This window comes from Aeromicrobium sp. UC242_57, from assembly GCF_044452305.1.
Lineage (GTDB): Bacteria > Actinomycetota > Actinomycetes > Propionibacteriales > Nocardioidaceae > Aeromicrobium.
The window spans coordinates 372,888-391,222 of sequence record NZ_JBIOAM010000002.1; the positions used below are offsets into that span (position 1 = coordinate 372,888).

Consider the following 18,335-nt stretch of genomic DNA (forward strand, 5'->3'; position numbering starts at 1 on the left):
TGAAGCCCGTCTGCAGACCGGGCCTGTCCGATCTCACCTCATGGGAGAGACGCGCACGGCCGAACTCTTACGCGCAGCTGGCGTGTTCTGTGCCACGCGGGTCCGGGCGGGGCGGCGGTGTGCCCGACTTGCGGCCCCCCTGTTTGCTCCTAGCGTGTAGGGGTCCCGTTCTCACCATGCGGGGCAATCGCCCCGTCTCACGTCGTGAGGCGGGGCGATCTGACTATTCCTCGGACGCCGGTTCGTCGTCGCCGGCCCAGGTGGACGGCGGATCGCTCGTGGGGAACGACTGCTTGCTCATCTGGTCCTCGAGCGCTCCCTCGTCGGTCGGATCCTGATCGGACTCGTCGGTCGCGTCGGTCGTGGGTTCAGTCGGTTCGTTCATGGCTAGGTCGTACCCGCCGCAACCCTGCTCAAGCACCTCCGTCCCGGTGGCGACCGACTCAGCCCCGCGCCGGTTTGTCATCGGCGCCGACCGGGTACGACACGTTGACCGCGCTCTGCGGACACATCGAGGGAGTCACCATGGCCGACGAACGATCCGACGCGAACGAACCAGCGATTCCCGGCAAGCCCGGCAGCGAGACACCGACCGTCGCTGAGCCCACGGAGCCGCACGAGCCGTTGCCGCCGAAGCCGTCCCATCGCGGACCCGTTCCGCACACCGCGACCGGTGCCCGCTCGCGGGACAGCCAGAAGGCCGCGGCCCAGCAGGGCGCGCTCCTGACGACGGCGACCGGTGTGCCGCTGCGCGAGACCGATCACTCCCTCAAGGCCGGGCCCCGCGGCCCCGTCCTGCTGCAGGACCACCACCTGCGCGAAAAGATCATGCACTTCGACCACGAGCGGATCCCCGAGCGCGTCGTCCATGCTCGCGGCGCGGCCGCCCACGGCGTCTTCACCTCCAACGGCGCGGCGTCAGCACTGACGCGTGCGGCCTTCCTCGCCGAGGGCGCGACGACACCGGTGTTCACCCGGTTCTCAACCGTGCTCGGATCGCGCGGCTCGGCCGACACCGTGCGCGACACCCGTGGCTTCGCGGTCAAGTTCTACACCGCCGAGGGCAACTACGACCTCGTCGGCAACAACATCCCAGTCTTCTTCATCCAGGACGCGATCAAGTTCCCCGACGTCATCCACGCCGGCAAGCCGCATCCCGACGTCGAGATCCCCCAGGCCCAGAGCGCCCACGACACGTTCTGGGACTTCGTGTCTCTGCACACCGAGGGCCAGCATCATGCGATCTGGAACATGTCCGACCGCGGGATCCCTCGGTCGTACCGCATGATGGAAGGCTTCGGGGTCCACACCTTCCGCCTCGTCAACGAGGCCGACGAGACCACGCTGGTCAAGTTCCACTGGAAGCCGCGTCTCGGCGTCCACTCCCTGACGTGGGAGGAGGCGCAGCTCGCTGCCGGCGTCGACCCCGACTTCCACCGGCGTGACCTCGCCGATGCCATCGCCTCGGGCGCCTACCCGGAATGGGATCTCGGCGTGCAGGTCTTCCCCGACAGCGCCGACCAGATGTTCGAGGGGATCGACCTGCTCGACTCCACGAAGCTCGTCCCCGAAGAGCTCGCGCCGGTCCAGGTCATCGGCACCATGGTGCTCAACGCCAACCCGAACAACTACTTCGCCGAGACCGAGCAGGTGGCGTTCCATGCGGGCCATTTCGTCCCCGGCATCGACGCGACCGACGACCCGCTCCTGCAGGGCCGCCTGTTCTCCTACCTCGACACCCAGCTCACTCGGCTCGGCGGCCCGAACTTCAACCAGATCCCGATCAACCGGCCGCACGCGCCGGTCAACGACATGCTCCGAGACGGCTTCCACCAAGACGCGGACCACACCGGCGTCGCGCCCTACAAGCCCAACTCGCTCGACGGCGGCTGCCCGTTCATGGCCGGCGAGGACGTCAGCGCATTCATCGACGTGCCCCACCCGGTAGAGGCCTCCCGCAAGGTGCGTGAGGCTCCCGCGACGTACGACGACCACTTCAGCCAGGCGCGGCTGTTCTACCTGAGCCTGAGCGAGGTCGAACAGGCCCACGTGGCGCAGTCGTACACCTTCGAGCTCGGGAAGTGCTACGAACCGGCCATCCGGGAGCGTCAAGCTCCAGCAGCTCGCGAACATCGACCCCGACCTCTGCGCGGTCGTCGCCGCCGGTCTCGGCATGCCTGCCCCCGCAGCGGGCGGTGAGAGCTGACGGACGAGGAGCCGAGCCCCGCGCTCTCGCAGATCGGGGGCACGTGGCCGGTCGACGGACGACTCGTCGGCATCGTCGTCCCCGACGACATCGACGACCTCAGCGGGGTGCGAGACGTCCGCCAAGCCGTGTTCGCCGCCGGCATGGTGCCGTTGATCATCGCGTCCACGGGCGGAGCCCTGAGCGACGGCTCCGGCGATCCGGTTCCGGTGCAGCGGACATTCCTCACGGTTCGCTCGATCAGCTCGACACGATCGTGCTGGCCGGGTCTCCCCTGGCCGCCGCCGACGCTAACCCGTCCGCCGATGCCAAGGCGGGCGCGCCGAGCGGCGACGGTCTCGACCCCCGCATCGCCCTCCTGCTGTCGGAGGCGTACCGGCACGGCAAGGCGATGGGCGGCTGGGGCGATGCGGCCTCGGCGTTCGAGGCCGCCGGACTCCCGGCAGCCTCTGCCGGGATCGAGGTAGGAGACGAGCCCACCGACGTGCTGGCAGCCGTCGTGGAGCTTGCTCGCAAGCCATCGCGTGTGGGAGCGGTTCCCCGCCTGAGCGCTCCGGACGCGGTCGCCCCTTGCCCCTCGGGGGGCGCCCGCGTCCACTAGACTCGTGCCGACGTCAGACAGTGCGCGTCTCCACGTCGAATGCAAAGGGACTCATGTCCCCTTCTTCCACGCTGGGCGCGCCAGCATGGCCTCCGAGCTGACGGCCGCAGACACGGTCGAGCAGACCGTCGAGCAGATCACTGCCTTCGCTGCGCGTGCGTTCGGGACCGCCCACGCAGGTGTCACGCTCGTCCCGCAGCCCGGAGCCGAGCTGCAGACCGCCGGATCCACCGACCACCTGGTGCGTGCTGCCGACATGCTGCAGAACCAGCTGCTCGAAGGGCCCTGCGTCGACACCGACATGATCAGCCGATCGGTCGTGTCGAACGACATCGGCCTCGACCCACGCTGGCCGCGGTGGGGGCCCCAGGTCGCGGCGCTCGGGCTCGACAGCGTCCTGTCGTCGGGAGCTTGCACGCTGAGGGACGACGGCTCGGTTCGCTCACCGTCTACCGTCCCGCCGACCAGGAGTTCACGCGCGAGGACGTCGAGCTGGGTCAGGTGCTGGCGCACCAGGCGTCCATCGCCCTGCGGTTCAGCAAGAAGCTCGAAGGGCTCACGGCCGCGCTCGCCAGCCGTACCGTGATCGGACAGGCCCAGGGGGTCCTGATCGAGCGCTACAAGGTCGGCCCCGACCGGGCTTTCGAGATCCTCAAGCGCTTCTCGCAGGAGCAGAACGTCCGCCTCGTGGAGATCGCCCGGGGTCTCGTGTCCGACGTGGTGAGCGCCCAGCAGTAGATCAGGCTGCGTGCGGCGTCGACATCGACCCGCGGATCTTCCCGAGGACTGACCTAAGCTGCGCGAGACCTGCATCTGGCTGCAGCCGATGACCTGCGCGATGCGGTCCTGCGTCAGGTCGTCGAAGAACCGCAGCGTGAGCAGCTGCTTCTCCTCCGCGTCCAACGTCCTCCACGCCGGGCGGAAGTCCACCCAGCCGTCGACGAAGTCGAGATCGACGCCGTCGGCGGCCATGCTCTCGCCCCGAGAGCTCTGCCCTCACCGCCCAGCACCGGTGCGTCGAGCGATGCCACCGCGAAGCAGCCCCGCGCGGCGGCCGCATCAACGACGGCAGCACGATCGACCTTCAGCTCTGCGGCGAGCCGTCAAGGCTGAATGCCGCGCCGCCTTGTTGGGAGCGCTCCTCCTCGGCCTGCACGATCGCCGCCTGGAGCACCTGGATCGAGCGAGGAGGCCGCACCATCCAGCCGTTGTCGCGGAAGTACTTCTTCACCTCCCCGAGATGGTGACGGCGGCGAACGCGATGAAGTCTCCCCGATCGGGGTCGAAGCGGCGTACTGCGCCGACCAGAGCAAGGTTGGCCACCTGACGCAGGTCGTCCGGGGTCGATTCCGCGGCGGCTGTAGCGAGCCGCGATCTTGGCCGCGAGTGCCAGGTGCGAGGTCACGACCCGCTCCTCGAGCAGGCTTCGCTCGTGCGGAGAAGCGGTCGACGCTGCCTTCAGCAGCGAGACGACCTCGTCAGATGAGAGGTCGATGGTCTTCGAGTAGTCCACTGGTCATTCCTTCGCAGAACGGGGTCCGTGACCCGGCTGCGGTTTAACCGTGGTGAGAAGAACGTCCTGACCAACGTGACACCGATTCGTGCTGACGTCAACTGCGGGCTAGTCATGACGAACCGGACGCGATGGCTCATCCGAGCCAGGAGGATTCACCGTCGTCTTCTGGGGTACTCCCCCTGTTTGAGACCGATGTGGACTGACGAGGATGGAATCCGTGGACATCGCCCGAACACTGGCAGACATGGCGCTCGAGCTTCAGCAGGACGGCACGCCGCCAGCCATGTTGGACCGTGTCGTGCACTACGCCCGGCTCACCCTCGATGCCGACGACGCCGGGATCATGCGCATCATCAGTCGCTCACGGGTCGAGACTCCCGCGGCCACCACCTCCCGCGTGGACGAAGCGCATGCGCTGCAGGTCAAGCACGACGAAGGTCCCTGCCTCGACGCGATTCTCGGCCGCGCCACGTACCGCACCGATGACGTCACGACCGATCGGCGCTGGCCGCTGTGGGGACCGGCAGCCGCAGAGATCGGCATCCGATCGGCTGTCGGCGTCCGCCTGGCGACACGGACACGCGGCTACGGCTCGCTCAACATCTATGCCGACCGGCCGAGCGCGTTCTCCGCGAGCGACGAGCAGGTCGCCGAGATGCTCGCTGCGCACGCCACGGCAGCCTTCGCTGCCGCTGAGAAGGCCGAAGGCCTGACTGCAGCACTGGAGTCGCGGACCACGATCGGCCAGGCGCAGGGCATCTTGATGGAGAAATTCGCCATCACCTCTGATGCGGCGTTCGAGTTCCTCAAGCGGATCTCCCAGCACGAGAACAAGCGCCTGCACACCGTGGCCGAGGCGATCGTCGTGCAGCGGGACGCCAACGCCCGACCGCAGAAGTGATCGGTCAGGGATCCCCGCTCACCACGACGGACGATCTCGCGACAAGGTGATTCAATGGCGTCCCGGCTGGGTAACGATGCGGCAAGGTAGTTTTCGCGCCTAGGGCGGCGGCTACTCCAGGTGCCGCCGGTTCAGCCACGTGCTGGCGGTGCCGCTCCTCCCCGATGGGAGCGAGTCCCGATGAGAACGTGCCAGGTTGGACGAGCCCACGCGGGGTACGTCACGGTTCGGTGAAGAAGACGCCGGGAACCACTCCTGATCTGGGGTACCTGCGTGACCACCGAACACACCGACCTGCTGGCAGCCTGATGCGTATCTGCCTGATCGCATCCAGCCGCTTCCCCGTCATCGAGCCCTTCCACGGGGGCCTGGAAGCGCACACCGCATCCCTCGCCCACACGCTCGTCGCGCGGGGACACTGGGTCAGCGTCTTCGCTGCGCCCGGTTCAGATCCGACCCTCAACGTCGACGAGCTGACCGTGCGGCCCTTCCGCACGAGCAACGCCGCACGCACCGACGTCGGGGCACGCCCCGACGAGTGGATGCAAGAGCATCATGCCTACCTCGGCCTGATGCTGGAGCTCGCCAAGCACGGCAGGCAGCGGTTCGACCTGATCCACAACAACAGCCTTCACCACCTCCCGATCGCGATGGCCGAGGCGACGGGTCTGCCCCTCGTGACGACGCTGCACACGCCCCCGGTCGCGTGGATCGAGTCGGCGATGAGCTTTGCGCCGCCCTCGGCGGTCTTCGTCGCGGTCAGCTCCCACACCGCTGACGCGTGGGCACACTCGGTCACCTCGCAGGTCGTGCTCAACGGGGTCGACGTCCGGCGATGGGCTCACGGCCCGGGCGGCAACCGCGCGGTGTGGACCGGGCGGATCGTGCCCGAGAAGGCACCGCACCTGGCCGTGCGGGCTGCGCACCTCGCAGGAATCGAGATCGACCTCGCCGGGCCCATCATGGATCGGGCCTATTTCGACGCCGAGGTAGCGCCGCTGCTCGGTCGCGGAACCACCTACCTCGGCCACCTCCCCAGCCACGGCTGTCCACGCTGGTCGGACGCGCGCGCGTCGCCGTCGTGTCACCCCAGTGGGACGAGCCGTACGGCCTCGTCGCGGCAGAAGCCATGGCGTGCGGAACCCCGGTCGCGGCCTTGGCACGGGGGGCCCTCCCCGAGCTGGTCCGACCCGACACCGGCGCGCTGGCCAGGACCGAGGACCCCGAGGGTCTCGCAGCAGCAATGCACGAGGCCAGCAAGGCTGACCGCAGCACCGTGCGACACCACGCGGTGTCGTCGCTCTCGCTCGACCGGATGGTCAGCGAGTACGAGACGCTGTACGAGTCAGCCCGGTTCCTCGATCGGGCCGCCGGATGATCGGCTACTACGTGCACCATCAAGGGCTCGGGCACGCGCATCGAGCCGCCGCGATTGCCCGAGAGCTCGACAGCGACGTCACCGGACTGTCTTCGCTGCCGCGTCCCGCCGACTGGACCGGCGACTGGGTCCAGCTGGCTCGAGACGACGATGAGCCGTACCCGGTCGACCCTGCTGCGGCGGGTCGACTCCACTGGGTGCCGGAGCGAAGCGCCGGGCTGCTCTCCCGGATGGCCCAGATCTCCGGTTGGCTCGCGCTCGAACGCCCCGACCTCGTCGTCGTCGACATCTCGGTCGAGGTGTCTGCGCTGTGCCGTCTGCACGGGATTCCGGTCGTGACCGTGGCCCTGCCAGGAGCGCGGGACGACCGACCGCACCAGCTCGTGCACGACATCGCCCGCCGGATCGTGGTGGCCTGGCCCCCCGACGTGGCTGGGATGCTCTCAGGAGTCGATCCGCATGATCCCCGACTCGCGCACGTCGGCGCCATCTCACGGTTCGACGGCAGAGCCGTTCCGACTGATCCGCCGACAGGCGACACGCGGACATGTCGCCCTGCTGCTGGGACGCGGCGGCAACGGCGTGCCCGAGGCCGATGTCACGAGGGCCGTGAAGTCGACCCCCAGATGGACCTGGACCCTGCTCGGGGCGGACCAGAGTTCATGGGTCGACGATCCGTGGGACGTGCTCGTACGATCCGACGTCGTCGTGACGCACGCGGGCCAGAACGCTCTCGCCGAGGTCGCCGCGGCCAGGCGCCCGGCGATCGCGTTCCCTCAGGAGCGACCGCACGACGAGCAGCACACGACTGCGGCGGCGCTGCGCCGCGACGGACGCTTTCCCGTCGTGGCGCTCGACGCCTTCCCGACCCACGGGTGGCCACAGCTGCTGGCGGGCGCTGCCGAGCTGGACGGCACCCGTTGGTCGGCCTGGAACGACGGCAAGGGCGCTGCCCGCGCCGCAGCAGTCATCGAGCGGGAGGCGCGCACATGACCGTCACGGCTGTCATCACCGTGGCACGCGGTCGTCATGGTCATCTGCACCAGCAGCACCTCGGGCTCCAGTCGTCGACCGTCGCACCAGATCACTACTTCGTCGTCGCCATGGGAGATCCTGAGCTGGCAGGCTGGGATCCCGGCGGGACTGTCCGTCCCACCCTGCGCACGCTTGAACTCGACGACGGTCGCCTGCCGTTGGCCGCCGCGCGCAACCTCGGCGCACGGACTGCACTCGCCGCAGGAGCAGACGTGCTCATCTTCTTGGACGTCGACTGCATCCCGGCACCAGATCTCGTCGCGACCTACCGCAGCGCTGCCGAGCATCCGGAGACCCGGGACGATCTGCTGTGCGGGCCGGTGGCCTATCTGCCGCCGGCTCCCGCGCAGGGGTACGACCTGAGCAGACTGTCCGATCTCGCACCACCCCACCCAGCACGTCCCGCTCCTCCTGCCGGCCAGGTCGTCACCGACCATGAAGGCCACCAGCTGTTCTGGTCGCTGTCGTTCGCGGTCTCACGGCGCACCTGGTCGACGATCGGCGGCTTCGACGAGGCCTACGTCGGCTACGGCGGCGAGGACACCGACTTCGCGCAACGCGCGGCGGCACGCGACATCCCGGTCTCGTGGGTGGGCGGCGCACTCTCCCACCACCAGCACCACCCCGTCAGCAGCCCGCCGGTCGAGCACCTCGACGACATCGTGCGCAATGCTGCGATATTTCACCAGCGCTGGGGCTGGTGGCCCATGCAGGGCTGGCTGGACGACTTTGAACGGTCCGGGCTCGCGCAACGGCATCCGGATGGTTCGTGGACCCGCGTCACGTCCGCGGACGTCCCGTCAGCCGAGGCTGGCCTCCAGGCCCCTCGAGACGTGCACCAGCAAGGCACTGCGATCGACCGAGCTCACGACTGAGGCGACCAACGCCTGCTCCTGCGGTCCTGGGCAGTTGACCACGACGAAATGATCCGGTCCGCGTGACGTGCCGAGCATCGTGACCTCGGCGTGAGGCTCCATGGCGAACCGCTGCAGGATCTGCTGCTGGGTCTCGTGCGTCGCGGTCTGGTAGATCAGCACCGCCCACGCTGCATGGTCGTGCGCTGACGAGTGGTGGAGCCGACCCATGGCGTGCCCTTCGGTGGAAGTGGACGCGTTGTCGAAGATCTCGACGTTCCGCCGCAGCGGCCACGCATCACGAAAACAACACCTGTGGGCTCAAGTCATCGGTCCGATGCCACCAGACTACGGCCACCACGCACACGCGGCCCACTGAGATCGCCTTGCGTCTGGGATGTCGGCGAACGGGTACTCCATTCTTCTACCCAAGGAGACCACATGACGACCGATCCGAGCACGACAGAACCAGAGACCAATCCCGACGCCACCGAAGACCCGATCACGGAGACGCCCGGAAACGACGACCCGTCCGGAACGCCCGTCGACAATCCCTCGGGTTCCGACGACGGAGGTTTCAACGAGGGTCAGGGCGACGACGTCGCAAGCGGCGGCTCCTGACTGATCCGCTCCGGCGCGCTGCCCGGAGACAGGGCCGAGCAGAGGCCGAACGACCTATGCAGGCTGAGCCGTCTGATCTACAGTCGTGCTGGCCCTGAGTCGCTGACCTGTGCAAACGAAGTTCGCGTCCTGCTCGGAGGTCGATGTATTCGATGCCAAAAGGTCGGCAGCGGGGCGGGGCCCACGTCACGAAAGCCCCTCGTTCCCAACGACCCTCCGGACGGATGCCGCAACATCTTCCATCGACGCTCCGCTAGAGACGATCAGAATCGCGGGCGCAACGTCCGCCGGGGCCGAGAAAGTAGTGATCACGCTTTCAAGCGCGGCATCGACCTCCGCCTGCGGATCGTCACACTCGGATCGGAGCCAACGCCGAAGCACACGGTTATGCGCTGCAACCACTGCGGCGGCCATCATCTCGGCTCGCAATTCCGACTCTTCTGATCCTTCACCCCATGTACTGAGGTATCGACGGAACAGACGCTGATACCGGGCGCCGCTGACCAGTTCGCGATCCTTCAGGGTTTCGACCGTGCTGGTGAGTGCATACCGTTGCCTGGCCTTGTCCCCTTCGGCTACGTAGTGGAAAAGCACGAGCCGGACGGCGTCAGCAACCGCACGGAGTGCCGACTTCTCTGTCGTCGATCGAAGACGCTGTTCCACCAAGACCAGAAGCGCGTCGTGGTCCGGGAAGATCACCGACTCCTTCGAACCGAACTGGCGAAAGAACGACGTGCGCCCGGCGCCGGCCTCGGCGACGATGTCGTCAACGCTCGTTTCGTCGTATCCCTGGGATGCGAACAAGCTGAAAGCCGCGTCAGTCATTCGGTCTCGAGTAGTTGTCACGAACCCAGTCTGGTGCATTGTTCACTCGATCCTGCGCTATGGTTCTCAGTACCGAACAATGGTACTCAGTTCCAGGAGATGTAGTGACTGAACACGAGATCGTAGAGAAGCCCGAGCTGCACACGACCGCCGGGAAGCTCGCGGACTTCATTGAGCGTCGCGATACGGCGTTGGTGGAGATGGCCGCGCGTGCCCACGAGAAGCAGAGTGCCCGTGGCCGCCAGAGCGCCCGCGAACGCGTCGATCAGCTTCTCGACGAAGGTTCGTTCGTCGAGCTCGACGCATTGGCCAAGCACCGTTCGACCGAGTTCGGTCTGGAGAAGAACCGGCCCCTGGGCGACGGCGTCATCACCGGCTACGGCACGATCGACGGCCGCATGGTCTGCATCTTCAGCCAGGACTTCAGCGTCTTCGGCGGATCGCTCGGCCAGGTCTACGGCGAGAAGATCACCAAGGTCATGGACCTCGCGCTCAAGTCGGGCTGCCCCATCATCGGCATCAACGAAGGCTCCGGCGCCCGTATCCAGGAGGGTGTTGTCTCGCTCGGCCTGTACGGCGAGATCTTCAAGCGCAACGTGCACGCCTCGGGTGTCATCCCGCAGATCTCGCTGATCATGGGCGCCAACGCCGGCGGCCACGTGTACTCCCCGGCCGTCACCGACTTCGTGATCATGGTCGACAAGTCGTCCAACATGTTCATCACGGGCCCCGACATCATCAAGACCGTCACGGGTGAAGAGGTCTCGATGGAAGACCTCGGCGGCGCCCGCGCGCACACCACCAAGAGCGGCAACGCCCACTACATGGGTGCCGACGAACAAGATGCGATCGAGTACGCCAAGGCGCTCATCTCGTTCCTCCCGCAGAACAACATGGAAGAAGCACCCGTCTTCGACGAGACGGCAGATCTCGAGCGCAACGAGACCGACTACGCACTCGACACGCTGATCCCCGACTCGGCCAACCAGCCGTACGACATCAAGACCGTCATCGAGACCGTCGTCGACGACGGCGACTTCCTCGAGGTCATGCCGCTGTTCGCGCCCAACATCGTGATCGGCTACGGCCGGGTCGAGGGTCGCAGCGTCGGCGTCGTCGCCAACCAGCCGATGCAGCTGGCCGGCTGCCTGGACATCGACGCCTCCGAGAAAGCCGCCCGATTCGTCCGCACCTGCGACGCGTTCAACATCCCGATCCTGACGTTCGTCGACGTGCCCGGCTTCCTGCCCGGCACCGACCAGGAGTGGAACGGCATCATCCGCCGCGGCGCCAAGCTGCATCTACGCCTACGCCGAGGCAACCGTCCCGCTCATCACGGTCATCACCCGCAAGGCCTACGGCGGAGCGTACGACGTCATGGGCTCCAAGCACCTAGGCGCCGACCTCAACATCTCATGGCCCACGGGCCAGATCGCCGTCGTCGGCGCATCCGGCGCCGTCGGCCTGCTGTACCGCAAAGAGCTCGCCGCATCCGACGATCCCGAAGCCCTGCGTGCACAGCTCATGACCGAGTACGAAGACACCCTGTGCAACCCGTACCTGGCAGCCGAGCGCGGCTACGTCGACGCGGTCATCGAGCCGTCGCAGACCCGCGCAGAGATCGTCAAGGGGCTACGCCTGCTGCGGACCAAGCGCGAGTCACTGCCGCCCAAGAAGCACGGAAACATCCCCCTGTGAGCGGCACGACCCCGATCTTGCGCATCGTCAAGGGCGACCTGACGGCCGAAGAACTCGCCGCGCTCGTCGCCGTCATAGCCGCCCGCAACGCCGCCGCAGCCCACGCAGCATCCGCCACCAAACCGGCACCCCGCTCCGAATGGGGCCACCCCACCCGCCAGACACGCACCACCCACACCTTCGGCCCCGACCACTGGCGCCGGTCGGCCTTCGCAACGAGATGAATGGAACGACCATGCCTACCAGCAAGTCCCTCGCAAAAGTCCTGATCGCCAACCGCGGTGAGATCGCTGTTCGTGTCATCCGAGCCTGCAAGGACGCCGGCATCGGCAGCGTCGCGGTCTACGCCGAGCCCGACCGCGATGCGGTGTTCGTCCGGCTCGCCGACGAGGCCTACTCGCTGGAAGGCTCGACGCCTGCCGAGTCGTACCTCTCGATCGAGAAGATCATCGCTGTGGCCCAGCGTGCGGGCGCTGACAGTGTGCACCCCGGCTACGGCTTCCTGGCCGAGAACGCCGACTTCGCCCAGGCCGTCATCGACGCCGGGCTGATCTGGATCGGTCCCCCGCCGCACGCGATCGAGGCGCTCGGCGACAAGGCCAAGGCCAAGCACATCGCCCAGAAGGCCAACGCACCCCTGGCCCCGGGCACCAAGGACCCGGTCAAGGACGCCGATGAGGTCGTCGAGTTCGCCAAGGCCAACGGGCTGCCCGTGGCCATCAAGGCCGTCTTCGGTGGCGGTGGCCGCGGCCTGAAGGTCGCCCGCACCCTCGAGGAGATCCCCGAGGCGTACGAGTCGGCCGTCCGCGAGGCCGTCAGCGCCTTCGGCCGCGGCGAGTGCCTGGTCGAGAAGTTCCTCGACAAGCCCCGCCACGTCGAGACCCAGTGCCTGGCCGACAGCCACGGCAACGTCGTCGTCGTCTCGACGCGTGACTGCTCGCTGCAGCGTCGCCACCAAAAGCTCGTCGAGGAAGCCCCCGCACCGTTCCTGACCGACGACCAGGTCTCACGCCTGTACGAGTCGTCCAAGGCGATCCTGAAGGAAGCCGGCTACGTCGGCGCCGGAACATGTGAGTTCCTCGTCGCCGCCGACGGCACGATCAGCTTCCTGGAGGTCAACACCCGCCTGCAGGTCGAGCACTGTGTCTCCGAAGAGGTCACCGGCATCGACCTGGTCGGCGAGATGTTCCGCATCGCAGCCGGCGAAGAGCTCGGCTACGGCGACCCCGAGGTCCGCGGCCACTCGATCGAGTTCCGCATCAACGCCGAGGACGGCGGCCGCGGCTTCCTGCCCGCCCCCGGCACCCTGACCAAGTGGGCTCCCCCATCAGGTCCCGGCGTCCGCCTCGACGGCGGCTACGAAGAAGGCGAAACCGTCCCCGGAGCGTTCGACTCCCTCGTCGCCAAGCTGATCGTGTCCGGCACCAGCCGTGAGCAGGCCCTGGCCCGTTCACGCCGTGCCCTCGACGAGTTCGTCGTCGACGGCATGCCGACCGTCATCCCGTTCCACCGCTCGGTCGTCGACGACCCCGCGTTCACCGCTGCCGACGGCAACTTCACGGTCTACACCACCTGGATCGAGACCGACTACAACAACACCCTCGAGCCCTACGCCGGCAGCAACGAGACCGACGAGCCCACCGAGCGCGAACGCGTCACCGTCGAGGTCGGCGGCAAGCGCGTCGAGGTCGTCCTGCCCGGTGGCCTGGGCGCCACAGCAGTCGCCGCAGGCGGCACCAAGAAATCCAAGCGCAAGGCCGGCAAGGGCGCCGGCGCAGCAGCATCCGGCGACTCCGTCGTCGCACCCATGCAGGGCACCATCGTCAAGGTCACCGTCACCGAGGGTCAGGAAGTCGCCGAGGGCGACCAGATCATCGTCGTCGAGGCCATGAAGATGGAACAGCCCATCAACGCCCACAAGGCCGGCATCATCACCGGCCTCAAGGTCGAGGTCGGCGGACCCATCGGCAGCGGCGAAGTCATCGCCGAGATCAAGGACACCGCACCAGCCGAGTCCGCATGACGCGGCGATCGCTGAAGCCTTCGGCTGCACGAGGCCACCCTGCTCCGCCAACGGTCGCGGTGCGTTGGTTCTCCACCTCGGTCAGGCGACAGGTAGGCCCCTACAAGGGCGCGCTTGCTTGGGCGCCACTCGGAGAAGTTCACGCACGTCAGCTAGGAGACAGACTGACGGCTTGCGGTCTTCCAGCCATCGAGTGGTACATCTTCTTCACTCATCCGTTCGTTCACATCCCGATCGCGCTCATGCCCGACTTGCACAGCGCTGACGTTGGCATCGCCCGTCCCGCACGATGTCCGACGAATCGGCTCGGTACTTCCTGCCATTCCCGCATCCGACATTCCTGAGTGAAGAGTCTCGCCATGGGAATTGCAGGAGTCCTGGCTGCAGCAGCCGGGCAGAAGCCGACCACTTCGGGACTGGCCAGGTCACCACAGTCAATTCAGTCGACTACGACACGCGACTGACAAGCACCGCTGCCAGCGTGCCAACAGAACCTGACCCGTACTAGTGGCGGTCATAGGTCTGCAGAAATCGGTTGACCTCTGGGCGCCGGTTCTCTGCCGGAATCTGTGAGAGGAATTCGAGCAAGCGCTCGACGGAACTCCAGCCAACCTCAACAACACAGCTCTGACCACCCGCGAGACTCACAACGAGGAATCGCGAGTCGAAGGAGACACTGCCTTCATCCCCAGCCAGCACCCTCCCACGATGCGCACCTAGACCGATGTGCTCGCTGGGGAAGGTGAGGGCGAGTCGGCCGAGGTTCTGGAAAGCAGCGCCAGGCCGCACGGGACGTCGTGACCGGACAGACGAATCAGGCCCTGACCGGCGCATTCGCACTGGTCAGGGCCTGATTGTCTCGCTGTGGCAGGTAGAGGGTTCGAACCTCTGTAGGCTGAGCCGTCTGATTTACAGACCTCCGCCATTGTGGCGCTGACCTGCGGTTTTGTATTTAGACTTGCGTTTCGCCCACGCATTGCCCACGGACCATCGGCAGTCACCGCCGTTGGTCGACTCCAGCCGGGCGGACGTGTTCAGCCCGAGACCCAGAGTGGCCTGCAGGCTGCCGTGTGAGTGGCACATTTCACCCAGATTGACGCTTCGCCAACCCCGGTGACGGCCCGTCGCCAGATCATCCGGGACGCTAGCTATGCGCTCGTTGGCCTCGCCGGCGGCTGTCGCAAGATCGTGGGCCTTGAGAACTCTGGTTTGCGTGAATCGCGGTGGCAAGCGCAGTTCAAGCACGAGACCTAAGGCGGATTGTGGATCTTGATGATTAGGCCGTAGTAGGAGCCCAAGGTTCGAGGCGGCAAGCGCGAGCGAGCCCGCTCGCAGGGCGCTGTCCGACTCAGAGACGTGTTAGACAGTTTCGATGTCCAGCCGCCTACCGTCGAGAATCGCTACGACCAGTGATGGATCGGGTGGTAGTACGTTTCGTCGCCGTAGTCCCCGCGCCAATCTGCATAGAATTCAGCGGTTGCGTCGTCCAGTTGGCCTTTCACGAGGCTTTCCGTGTGGCTGCAACCGGCGATCATTTCGGGAGTAAGCCCATTAGCTTCGTGCACAAGTGCCCCCCGAATATCGGCGCCGTCCATCCTAGCCCCAGTGAGGTCTGCGCCCCGTAGGTCTGCGCGCTCCGAGGTCTGCTCCTCGAAGATCGGCGCCGGCCAGGTTGGCTTTGTACAGGATTGCCCCCAAAAGATGCGCCCGTTGGCAGTCGGCTTCTCTGAGGTTGGCGTTGGCAGCCACGCGAAGCGGAGCGTGGCGTCGCGGAACGTCACTCGATCGGCCGTGAACTCTCGCCGCCTTTGCAGAGGTATAGGATCGGCCTCCCGGAAGTCGGCTCGTGCAGGTTTGCGTCCTCCAGGATCGCCTGATTCATATAAGCGTTAGAGAGCACGGCATTGCTGAAGTTCGTCCCGTAAGTTCACGCCGACGGGAACTGCACCGAGTGCAGCCGGCCCTCTTCAAGTCTGCTTCCACTTAGGTCGATAGATCCGAGGTGGCTCCCGTCAGCGGTTGCTTGGGCGGTCGACTCCAGCGCGGTGAGTGCCGCAACGATGTCGAGTCTACGCCAACACCTGACGTCTGTCGTCCCCCGTCGCGAACAAAGGAAGCAAGTACCTCTGTTACGGTCTGCGCGTCGTTGGGCGAGTCTCGGGCTACACGCGCGAGCGCATAGATGCCGCCGAGTCGGGATGCTCATCGAATCGCTGCCCAGCTGCTGGACCGCTTCGGTATAGCGGCCAGTTGCGTTCGCGTCGCGTTCAAGTAGGTGTCGGAGATGGGTGTATACCAGCGTCAGTCCTGCACCGAACGCGCCCAGAATCGCAAGAAGTGTCCGTCGTTCCTGCGTCACGGCGTCCGCTCGCTGCTCAGGGGTCAGTCCTAGATCAGGCACCAGCGTCAGCGGGAGTTCGTATAGCAACGTGATCAGCGCAAGGAGAAATGCGACCGCCCCAAGCGCGACGCCCCTACGGTCCCTTTGGAAAAGTTCACGTAAGCCCTGAAATCTCGATAGTCGTACAGATTTCCCGAGGCGATACCACTGAGGAAGACCGATCGCGATAAGGATAGCCAGAAGTGTCGTCACTGGATGATCGCTCGCAAAGTTGATCGCTGCTGTCCTCAGCGGGCGCAGCATTTCCTCGAACCCCCACAGTTTCCAGATCGAGCGGAGCGTCATCAAGAGCGTTGCGCCGCCCACAATCGCAGCGAGGATTCGCCTGGGCTGCCGAGATTCGAGGTCAACCAACCTCGCGATAAGGGTGACACCGAAACCCACGCTGAGTATCAAGAAGCTCCGCGCACTGGTCGCAGATTCGGGTATCCAGGATCTCGGCTGAAGCTCTGAGTCGAACGCTGTCGGCAGCAGAACGGCGGAAAGACACGCTGCGAAGAGGGCAACTCTCGAAGAAAGATCGGAATAGGTCGAGAAGAAGCGCCCGGCCCTCAAGTACGCAGTGGACCCGGTAAATACGAGGATTCCTAATGCAGGTGCAAGGGCGAAGTTGGCTCCTATGGAAAAGTCGTCCATGCGCCCGAGAGCCGCCGCCCACCCCCACCGTTTAGCAGAAGTCCCAGGGTGGTCACTGTTATGCCGAGAAGGGCGCACCACCTGGTACGCAACCGTAGCCAGCTCCAGGCGCCACCATGTCTGGCTGAGTACGGAGTCTCATCTCGCGCTGTTAACTGCACAGAGCGAAGATAGCCGACAACGTTCCTCCCCGCCTCACGCACGGCGACCGCCCGACCGGGTCGAGCCTTCCTCAATCTTCGCGCATTGCTTCCTCGAAGCCAACTGGAGCCTGACCCGGCTGGGTTTGCCGAACAGGTGCGGCAGTGGCTGCCTTTGGAGGTCCTGACCGGCCTGCGTCATTTCCCCGCGATTGACGCAGCTATTACTTCAATATGATGCTCTCTAGTCTCGGAAGGCTCCCGGCCTCGAAGATAGTCCAGTACGCCGGTCGTTCATTCTCTCGCCATCATCAATCACCGCACTGACGGCTGAGCGCTGTGGTCGCGGCCCTCAGGTTCTGGATCTACAGAACGGCACGCTCTTCCCTTCGGATGACTCCGAAGGGCTCCGATCGGGCTTGGCCTGCTCCGTCACCCTTCGCATCGCAGCCTCCTCTGCGGGTGCTCATCTCCGCCGTCCACTCACGCCGAGTGATGGGCCTTGCGCTGTGAACGTCTGCGCACCGGGGCGCTGTTCCCAAGCGGCGTCGCTGCCTGTTCACAGGTCATGCCGCTATGGTCCCCGCCTCCACAGCCGGTACTAACGACGCTGGCTTCTGGCAACAGACTCGCTGCTCAATGAAATGTGACTAACGGAAGAAGCACCATGGACCCATCGGCAACGGCACTGCAGGTAGAGTCCGCAGCACTGATCTGCGACTCTGCGGAGGCTATGACGTCTGCAAACACATTCTTGGCGGACCTTCGGGCCAATGCGGTCGAGGTCGCCGATGAGCTGGCAGTGCTCCGTCTCCGCACAATTGTCGAGTTCGCATCGTTGAGGGCCTGCCACCTCATCCCGCACATCGATGTCCAGCTAGCGCCATTCGACAGCGCTGACCTGCTTAGTCGGCTCGAAGACGTCCATGAGCGCCTGCTACCGCTGGTGTCAAGGAACCCATCGGTTGACATGCTGATGTTCATAGAAGACGTCGGCACCGTTGGCCGTGAGCTGAGACGGTATGTCCAAAGCCATTGAGCATCTGCGTGTCGCCCACCATCTGGCGTTGAAGGCTCATCACAGCAGCGAGTTCGACGCAGCAGCCCTCATGAGAACTTGGCCTCGTCTTGCCCTCGCGGTCAGAGACGTCGAACAAGCCCTGGGGCTGGCAGACCACGACAGGGTCGTCGAACGGATTTCAGCGGACGCCGAAGCGATCGCTGTCACGCTGGGCAACCAGCTGTGGCCCGGACCAGGCGGCACCGATAGTTCACTCACGGCCATTTGCCGCGCTCTGGGCACCACCGCCGAGCACGCCCGCTCCACACAGGTCGACAGCAAAGCCCAGGGTGAGGCCCGGCGGCTGATCGCCAGCATCATGTGGACCACCTCACGGCTCGTCGGCCAAGCAAACCGCGACCTCCATTTCGACCTCACCGTCGGCAACCCCGACGCATCAACAGCGCAGTTAGATTCCGCAGCACGCGACTAGACCTGAG

The 18,335-nt window shown here is 65.9% G+C and carries 20 protein-coding genes and 4 pseudogenes; 14 read left to right on the forward strand and 10 right to left on the reverse strand.

Annotated features, from left to right (window positions below):
* Positions 1-223: 223 nt before the first annotated feature.
* Positions 224-385 carry a hypothetical protein gene (locus ACHMWU_RS06930; protein ID WP_396042296.1) on the reverse strand — a complete coding sequence of 54 codons (162 nt, stop codon included), beginning with the start codon at positions 383-385 and terminating at the stop codon, positions 224-226.
* Between the two features lie 140 nt (positions 386-525).
* Here ACHMWU_RS06930 and ACHMWU_RS06935 point away from each other — a divergent pair, with 140 nt between their 5' ends.
* The 3 genes from ACHMWU_RS06935 to ACHMWU_RS06945 all read left to right on the forward strand — a co-directional run bounded on the left by ACHMWU_RS06935 (position 526) and on the right by ACHMWU_RS06945 (position 3,545).
* Positions 526-2,199, forward strand: a complete 1,674-nt coding sequence (locus tag ACHMWU_RS06935; RefSeq protein ID WP_396042298.1) for a catalase — start codon at positions 526-528, stop codon at positions 2,197-2,199.
* A gap of 263 nt (positions 2,200-2,462) precedes the next feature.
* Positions 2,463-2,807 (forward strand): hypothetical protein, encoded by a 345-nt coding sequence (locus tag ACHMWU_RS06940; protein WP_396042300.1) that lies wholly within the window; start codon positions 2,463-2,465, stop codon positions 2,805-2,807.
* Between the two features lie 39 nt (positions 2,808-2,846).
* Positions 2,847-3,545, forward strand: a complete 699-nt coding sequence (locus tag ACHMWU_RS06945; protein WP_396042999.1) for an ANTAR domain-containing protein — start codon at positions 2,847-2,849, stop codon at positions 3,543-3,545.
* A gap of 72 nt (positions 3,546-3,617) precedes the next feature.
* On the opposite strand, the pseudogene ACHMWU_RS06950 reads toward ACHMWU_RS06945, so the two are convergent.
* The 3 genes and pseudogenes from ACHMWU_RS06950 to ACHMWU_RS06960 all read right to left on the reverse strand — a co-directional run.
* A pseudogene (locus tag ACHMWU_RS06950) lies at positions 3,618-3,779 on the reverse strand (sigma factor-like helix-turn-helix DNA-binding protein); the annotation flags it as partial.
* A gap of 112 nt (positions 3,780-3,891) precedes the next feature.
* Positions 3,892-4,038: a hypothetical protein gene (locus tag ACHMWU_RS06955; RefSeq protein ID WP_396042302.1), complete on the reverse strand. Its 147-nt coding sequence runs from the start codon at positions 4,036-4,038 to the stop codon at positions 3,892-3,894.
* The gene (locus tag ACHMWU_RS06960; RefSeq protein WP_396042304.1) at positions 4,035-4,130 is read right to left on the reverse strand and encodes a hypothetical protein; all 96 of its coding nucleotides are present in this window, start codon (positions 4,128-4,130) and stop codon (positions 4,035-4,037) included. Before ACHMWU_RS06960 ends, ACHMWU_RS06955 begins: the two co-directional genes overlap by 4 nt.
* A 410-nt stretch (positions 4,131-4,540) precedes the next feature.
* Here ACHMWU_RS06960 and ACHMWU_RS06965 point away from each other — a divergent pair, with 410 nt between their 5' ends.
* The 5 genes and pseudogenes from ACHMWU_RS06965 (at position 4,541) to ACHMWU_RS06985 (ending at position 8,512) form a co-directional block, all read left to right on the forward strand.
* Positions 4,541-5,224, forward strand: coding sequence for a GAF and ANTAR domain-containing protein (locus tag ACHMWU_RS06965; RefSeq protein WP_396042306.1), 684 nt, complete (start codon positions 4,541-4,543; stop codon positions 5,222-5,224).
* Positions 5,225-5,532: 308 nt separating this feature from the next.
* Positions 5,533-6,000 (forward strand): annotated as a pseudogene (locus ACHMWU_RS06970) (glycosyltransferase); the annotation flags it as partial.
* Positions 6,001-6,059: 59 nt separating this feature from the next.
* Positions 6,060-6,602 (forward strand): glycosyltransferase, encoded by a 543-nt coding sequence (locus ACHMWU_RS06975; RefSeq protein ID WP_396043001.1) that lies wholly within the window; start codon positions 6,060-6,062, stop codon positions 6,600-6,602.
* Positions 6,603-7,061: 459 nt separating this feature from the next.
* Positions 7,062-7,595 carry a glycosyltransferase gene (locus ACHMWU_RS06980; protein WP_396042308.1) on the forward strand — a complete coding sequence of 178 codons (534 nt, stop codon included), beginning with the start codon at positions 7,062-7,064 and terminating at the stop codon, positions 7,593-7,595.
* Complete coding sequence (locus ACHMWU_RS06985; protein ID WP_396042310.1) at positions 7,592-8,512, forward strand: glycosyltransferase family 2 protein; 921 nt, start codon at positions 7,592-7,594, stop codon at positions 8,510-8,512. Before ACHMWU_RS06980 ends, ACHMWU_RS06985 begins: the two co-directional genes overlap by 4 nt.
* On the opposite strand, the gene ACHMWU_RS06990 is transcribed toward ACHMWU_RS06985, so the two are convergent.
* The gene (locus ACHMWU_RS06990; protein ID WP_396042312.1) at positions 8,438-8,722 is read right to left on the reverse strand and encodes a hypothetical protein; all 285 of its coding nucleotides are present in this window, start codon (positions 8,720-8,722) and stop codon (positions 8,438-8,440) included. The two genes, ACHMWU_RS06985 and ACHMWU_RS06990, sit on opposite strands and share 75 nt — an antisense overlap.
* 210 nt (positions 8,723-8,932) lie before the next feature.
* Here ACHMWU_RS06990 and ACHMWU_RS06995 point away from each other — a divergent pair, with 210 nt between their 5' ends.
* Positions 8,933-9,112: a hypothetical protein gene (locus ACHMWU_RS06995; RefSeq protein WP_396042314.1), complete on the forward strand. Its 180-nt coding sequence runs from the start codon at positions 8,933-8,935 to the stop codon at positions 9,110-9,112.
* A 186-nt stretch (positions 9,113-9,298) separates the two neighbouring features.
* Here ACHMWU_RS06995 and ACHMWU_RS07000 read toward each other — a convergent pair whose 3' ends face one another.
* Positions 9,299-9,937 (reverse strand): helix-turn-helix domain-containing protein, encoded by a 639-nt coding sequence (locus tag ACHMWU_RS07000; RefSeq protein ID WP_396042316.1) that lies wholly within the window; start codon positions 9,935-9,937, stop codon positions 9,299-9,301.
* Between the two features lie 200 nt (positions 9,938-10,137).
* Between ACHMWU_RS07000 and ACHMWU_RS07005 the strand changes: the two are divergent.
* The 3 genes and pseudogenes from ACHMWU_RS07005 (at position 10,138) to ACHMWU_RS07015 (ending at position 13,658) form a co-directional block, all read left to right on the forward strand.
* Positions 10,138-11,635: pseudogene (locus ACHMWU_RS07005) on the forward strand (acyl-CoA carboxylase subunit beta).
* Positions 11,632-11,859 (forward strand): acyl-CoA carboxylase epsilon subunit, encoded by a 228-nt coding sequence (locus tag ACHMWU_RS07010; RefSeq protein ID WP_396042318.1) that lies wholly within the window; start codon positions 11,632-11,634, stop codon positions 11,857-11,859. The pseudogene ACHMWU_RS07005 and the gene ACHMWU_RS07010 overlap by 4 nt, the downstream one beginning before the upstream one ends.
* A gap of 11 nt (positions 11,860-11,870) precedes the next feature.
* Complete coding sequence (locus ACHMWU_RS07015) at positions 11,871-13,658, forward strand: acetyl/propionyl/methylcrotonyl-CoA carboxylase subunit alpha (protein ID WP_396043003.1); 1,788 nt, start codon at positions 11,871-11,873, stop codon at positions 13,656-13,658.
* 1,400 nt (positions 13,659-15,058) lie between these two features.
* Here the strand turns inward: ACHMWU_RS07015 and ACHMWU_RS07020 are convergent.
* The 4 genes and pseudogenes from ACHMWU_RS07020 to ACHMWU_RS07035 all read right to left on the reverse strand — a co-directional run bounded on the left by ACHMWU_RS07020 (position 15,059) and on the right by ACHMWU_RS07035 (position 16,695).
* The gene (locus ACHMWU_RS07020) at positions 15,059-15,316 is read right to left on the reverse strand and encodes a pentapeptide repeat-containing protein (protein ID WP_396043005.1); all 258 of its coding nucleotides are present in this window, start codon (positions 15,314-15,316) and stop codon (positions 15,059-15,061) included.
* The gene (locus ACHMWU_RS07025; protein WP_396043007.1) at positions 15,255-15,407 is read right to left on the reverse strand and encodes a pentapeptide repeat-containing protein; all 153 of its coding nucleotides are present in this window, start codon (positions 15,405-15,407) and stop codon (positions 15,255-15,257) included. Before ACHMWU_RS07025 ends, ACHMWU_RS07020 begins: the two co-directional genes overlap by 62 nt.
* A gap of 28 nt (positions 15,408-15,435) precedes the next feature.
* Positions 15,436-15,567 (reverse strand): annotated as a pseudogene (locus ACHMWU_RS07030) (hypothetical protein); the annotation flags it as partial.
* A gap of 18 nt (positions 15,568-15,585) precedes the next feature.
* Positions 15,586-16,695: a hypothetical protein gene (locus ACHMWU_RS07035; RefSeq protein WP_396042320.1), complete on the reverse strand. Its 1,110-nt coding sequence runs from the start codon at positions 16,693-16,695 to the stop codon at positions 15,586-15,588.
* An 807-nt stretch (positions 16,696-17,502) separates the two neighbouring features.
* On the opposite strand from ACHMWU_RS07035, the gene ACHMWU_RS07040 reads away from it, so the two are divergent.
* Both ACHMWU_RS07040 and ACHMWU_RS07045 read left to right on the forward strand, forming a co-directional pair.
* A complete protein-coding gene (locus ACHMWU_RS07040; RefSeq protein ID WP_396042322.1) occupies positions 17,503-17,874 on the forward strand; it encodes a hypothetical protein in 372 nt (123 codons plus the stop codon).
* Positions 17,858-18,328, forward strand: coding sequence for a hypothetical protein (locus ACHMWU_RS07045; RefSeq protein WP_396042324.1), 471 nt, complete (start codon positions 17,858-17,860; stop codon positions 18,326-18,328). The genes ACHMWU_RS07040 and ACHMWU_RS07045 overlap by 17 nt, the downstream gene beginning before the upstream one ends.
* Positions 18,329-18,335: the final 7 nt, after the last annotated feature.

Bases quoted from the DNA above. Each gene is read 5' to 3' on its own strand.
- ACHMWU_RS06930 (WP_396042296.1), bottom strand. From the start codon at position 385: ATGAACGAACCGACTGAACCCACGACCGACGCGACCGACGAGTCCGAT.
- ACHMWU_RS06935 (WP_396042298.1), top strand. From the start codon at position 526: ATGGCCGACGAACGATCCGACGCGAACGAACCAGCGATTCCCGGCAAG.
- ACHMWU_RS06945 (WP_396042999.1), top strand. From the start codon at position 2,847: ATGCAAAGGGACTCATGTCCCCTTCTTCCACGCTGGGCGCGCCAGCAT.
- ACHMWU_RS06975 (WP_396043001.1), top strand. From the start codon at position 6,060: ATGGGCTCACGGCCCGGGCGGCAACCGCGCGGTGTGGACCGGGCGGAT.
- ACHMWU_RS06980 (WP_396042308.1), top strand. From the start codon at position 7,062: ATGATCCCCGACTCGCGCACGTCGGCGCCATCTCACGGTTCGACGGCA.
- ACHMWU_RS06985 (WP_396042310.1), top strand. From the start codon at position 7,592: ATGACCGTCACGGCTGTCATCACCGTGGCACGCGGTCGTCATGGTCAT.
- ACHMWU_RS06990 (WP_396042312.1), bottom strand. From the start codon at position 8,722: ATGGGTCGGCTCCACCACTCGTCAGCGCACGACCATGCAGCGTGGGCG.
- ACHMWU_RS06995 (WP_396042314.1), top strand. From the start codon at position 8,933: ATGACGACCGATCCGAGCACGACAGAACCAGAGACCAATCCCGACGCC.
- ACHMWU_RS07000 (WP_396042316.1), bottom strand. From the start codon at position 9,937: ATGACTGACGCGGCTTTCAGCTTGTTCGCATCCCAGGGATACGACGAA.
- ACHMWU_RS07015 (WP_396043003.1), top strand. From the start codon at position 11,871: ATGCCTACCAGCAAGTCCCTCGCAAAAGTCCTGATCGCCAACCGCGGT.
- ACHMWU_RS07035 (WP_396042320.1), bottom strand. From the start codon at position 16,695: ATGGACGACTTTTCCATAGGAGCCAACTTCGCCCTTGCACCTGCATTA.
- ACHMWU_RS07040 (WP_396042322.1), top strand. From the start codon at position 17,503: ATGGACCCATCGGCAACGGCACTGCAGGTAGAGTCCGCAGCACTGATC.
- ACHMWU_RS07045 (WP_396042324.1), top strand. From the start codon at position 17,858: ATGTCCAAAGCCATTGAGCATCTGCGTGTCGCCCACCATCTGGCGTTG.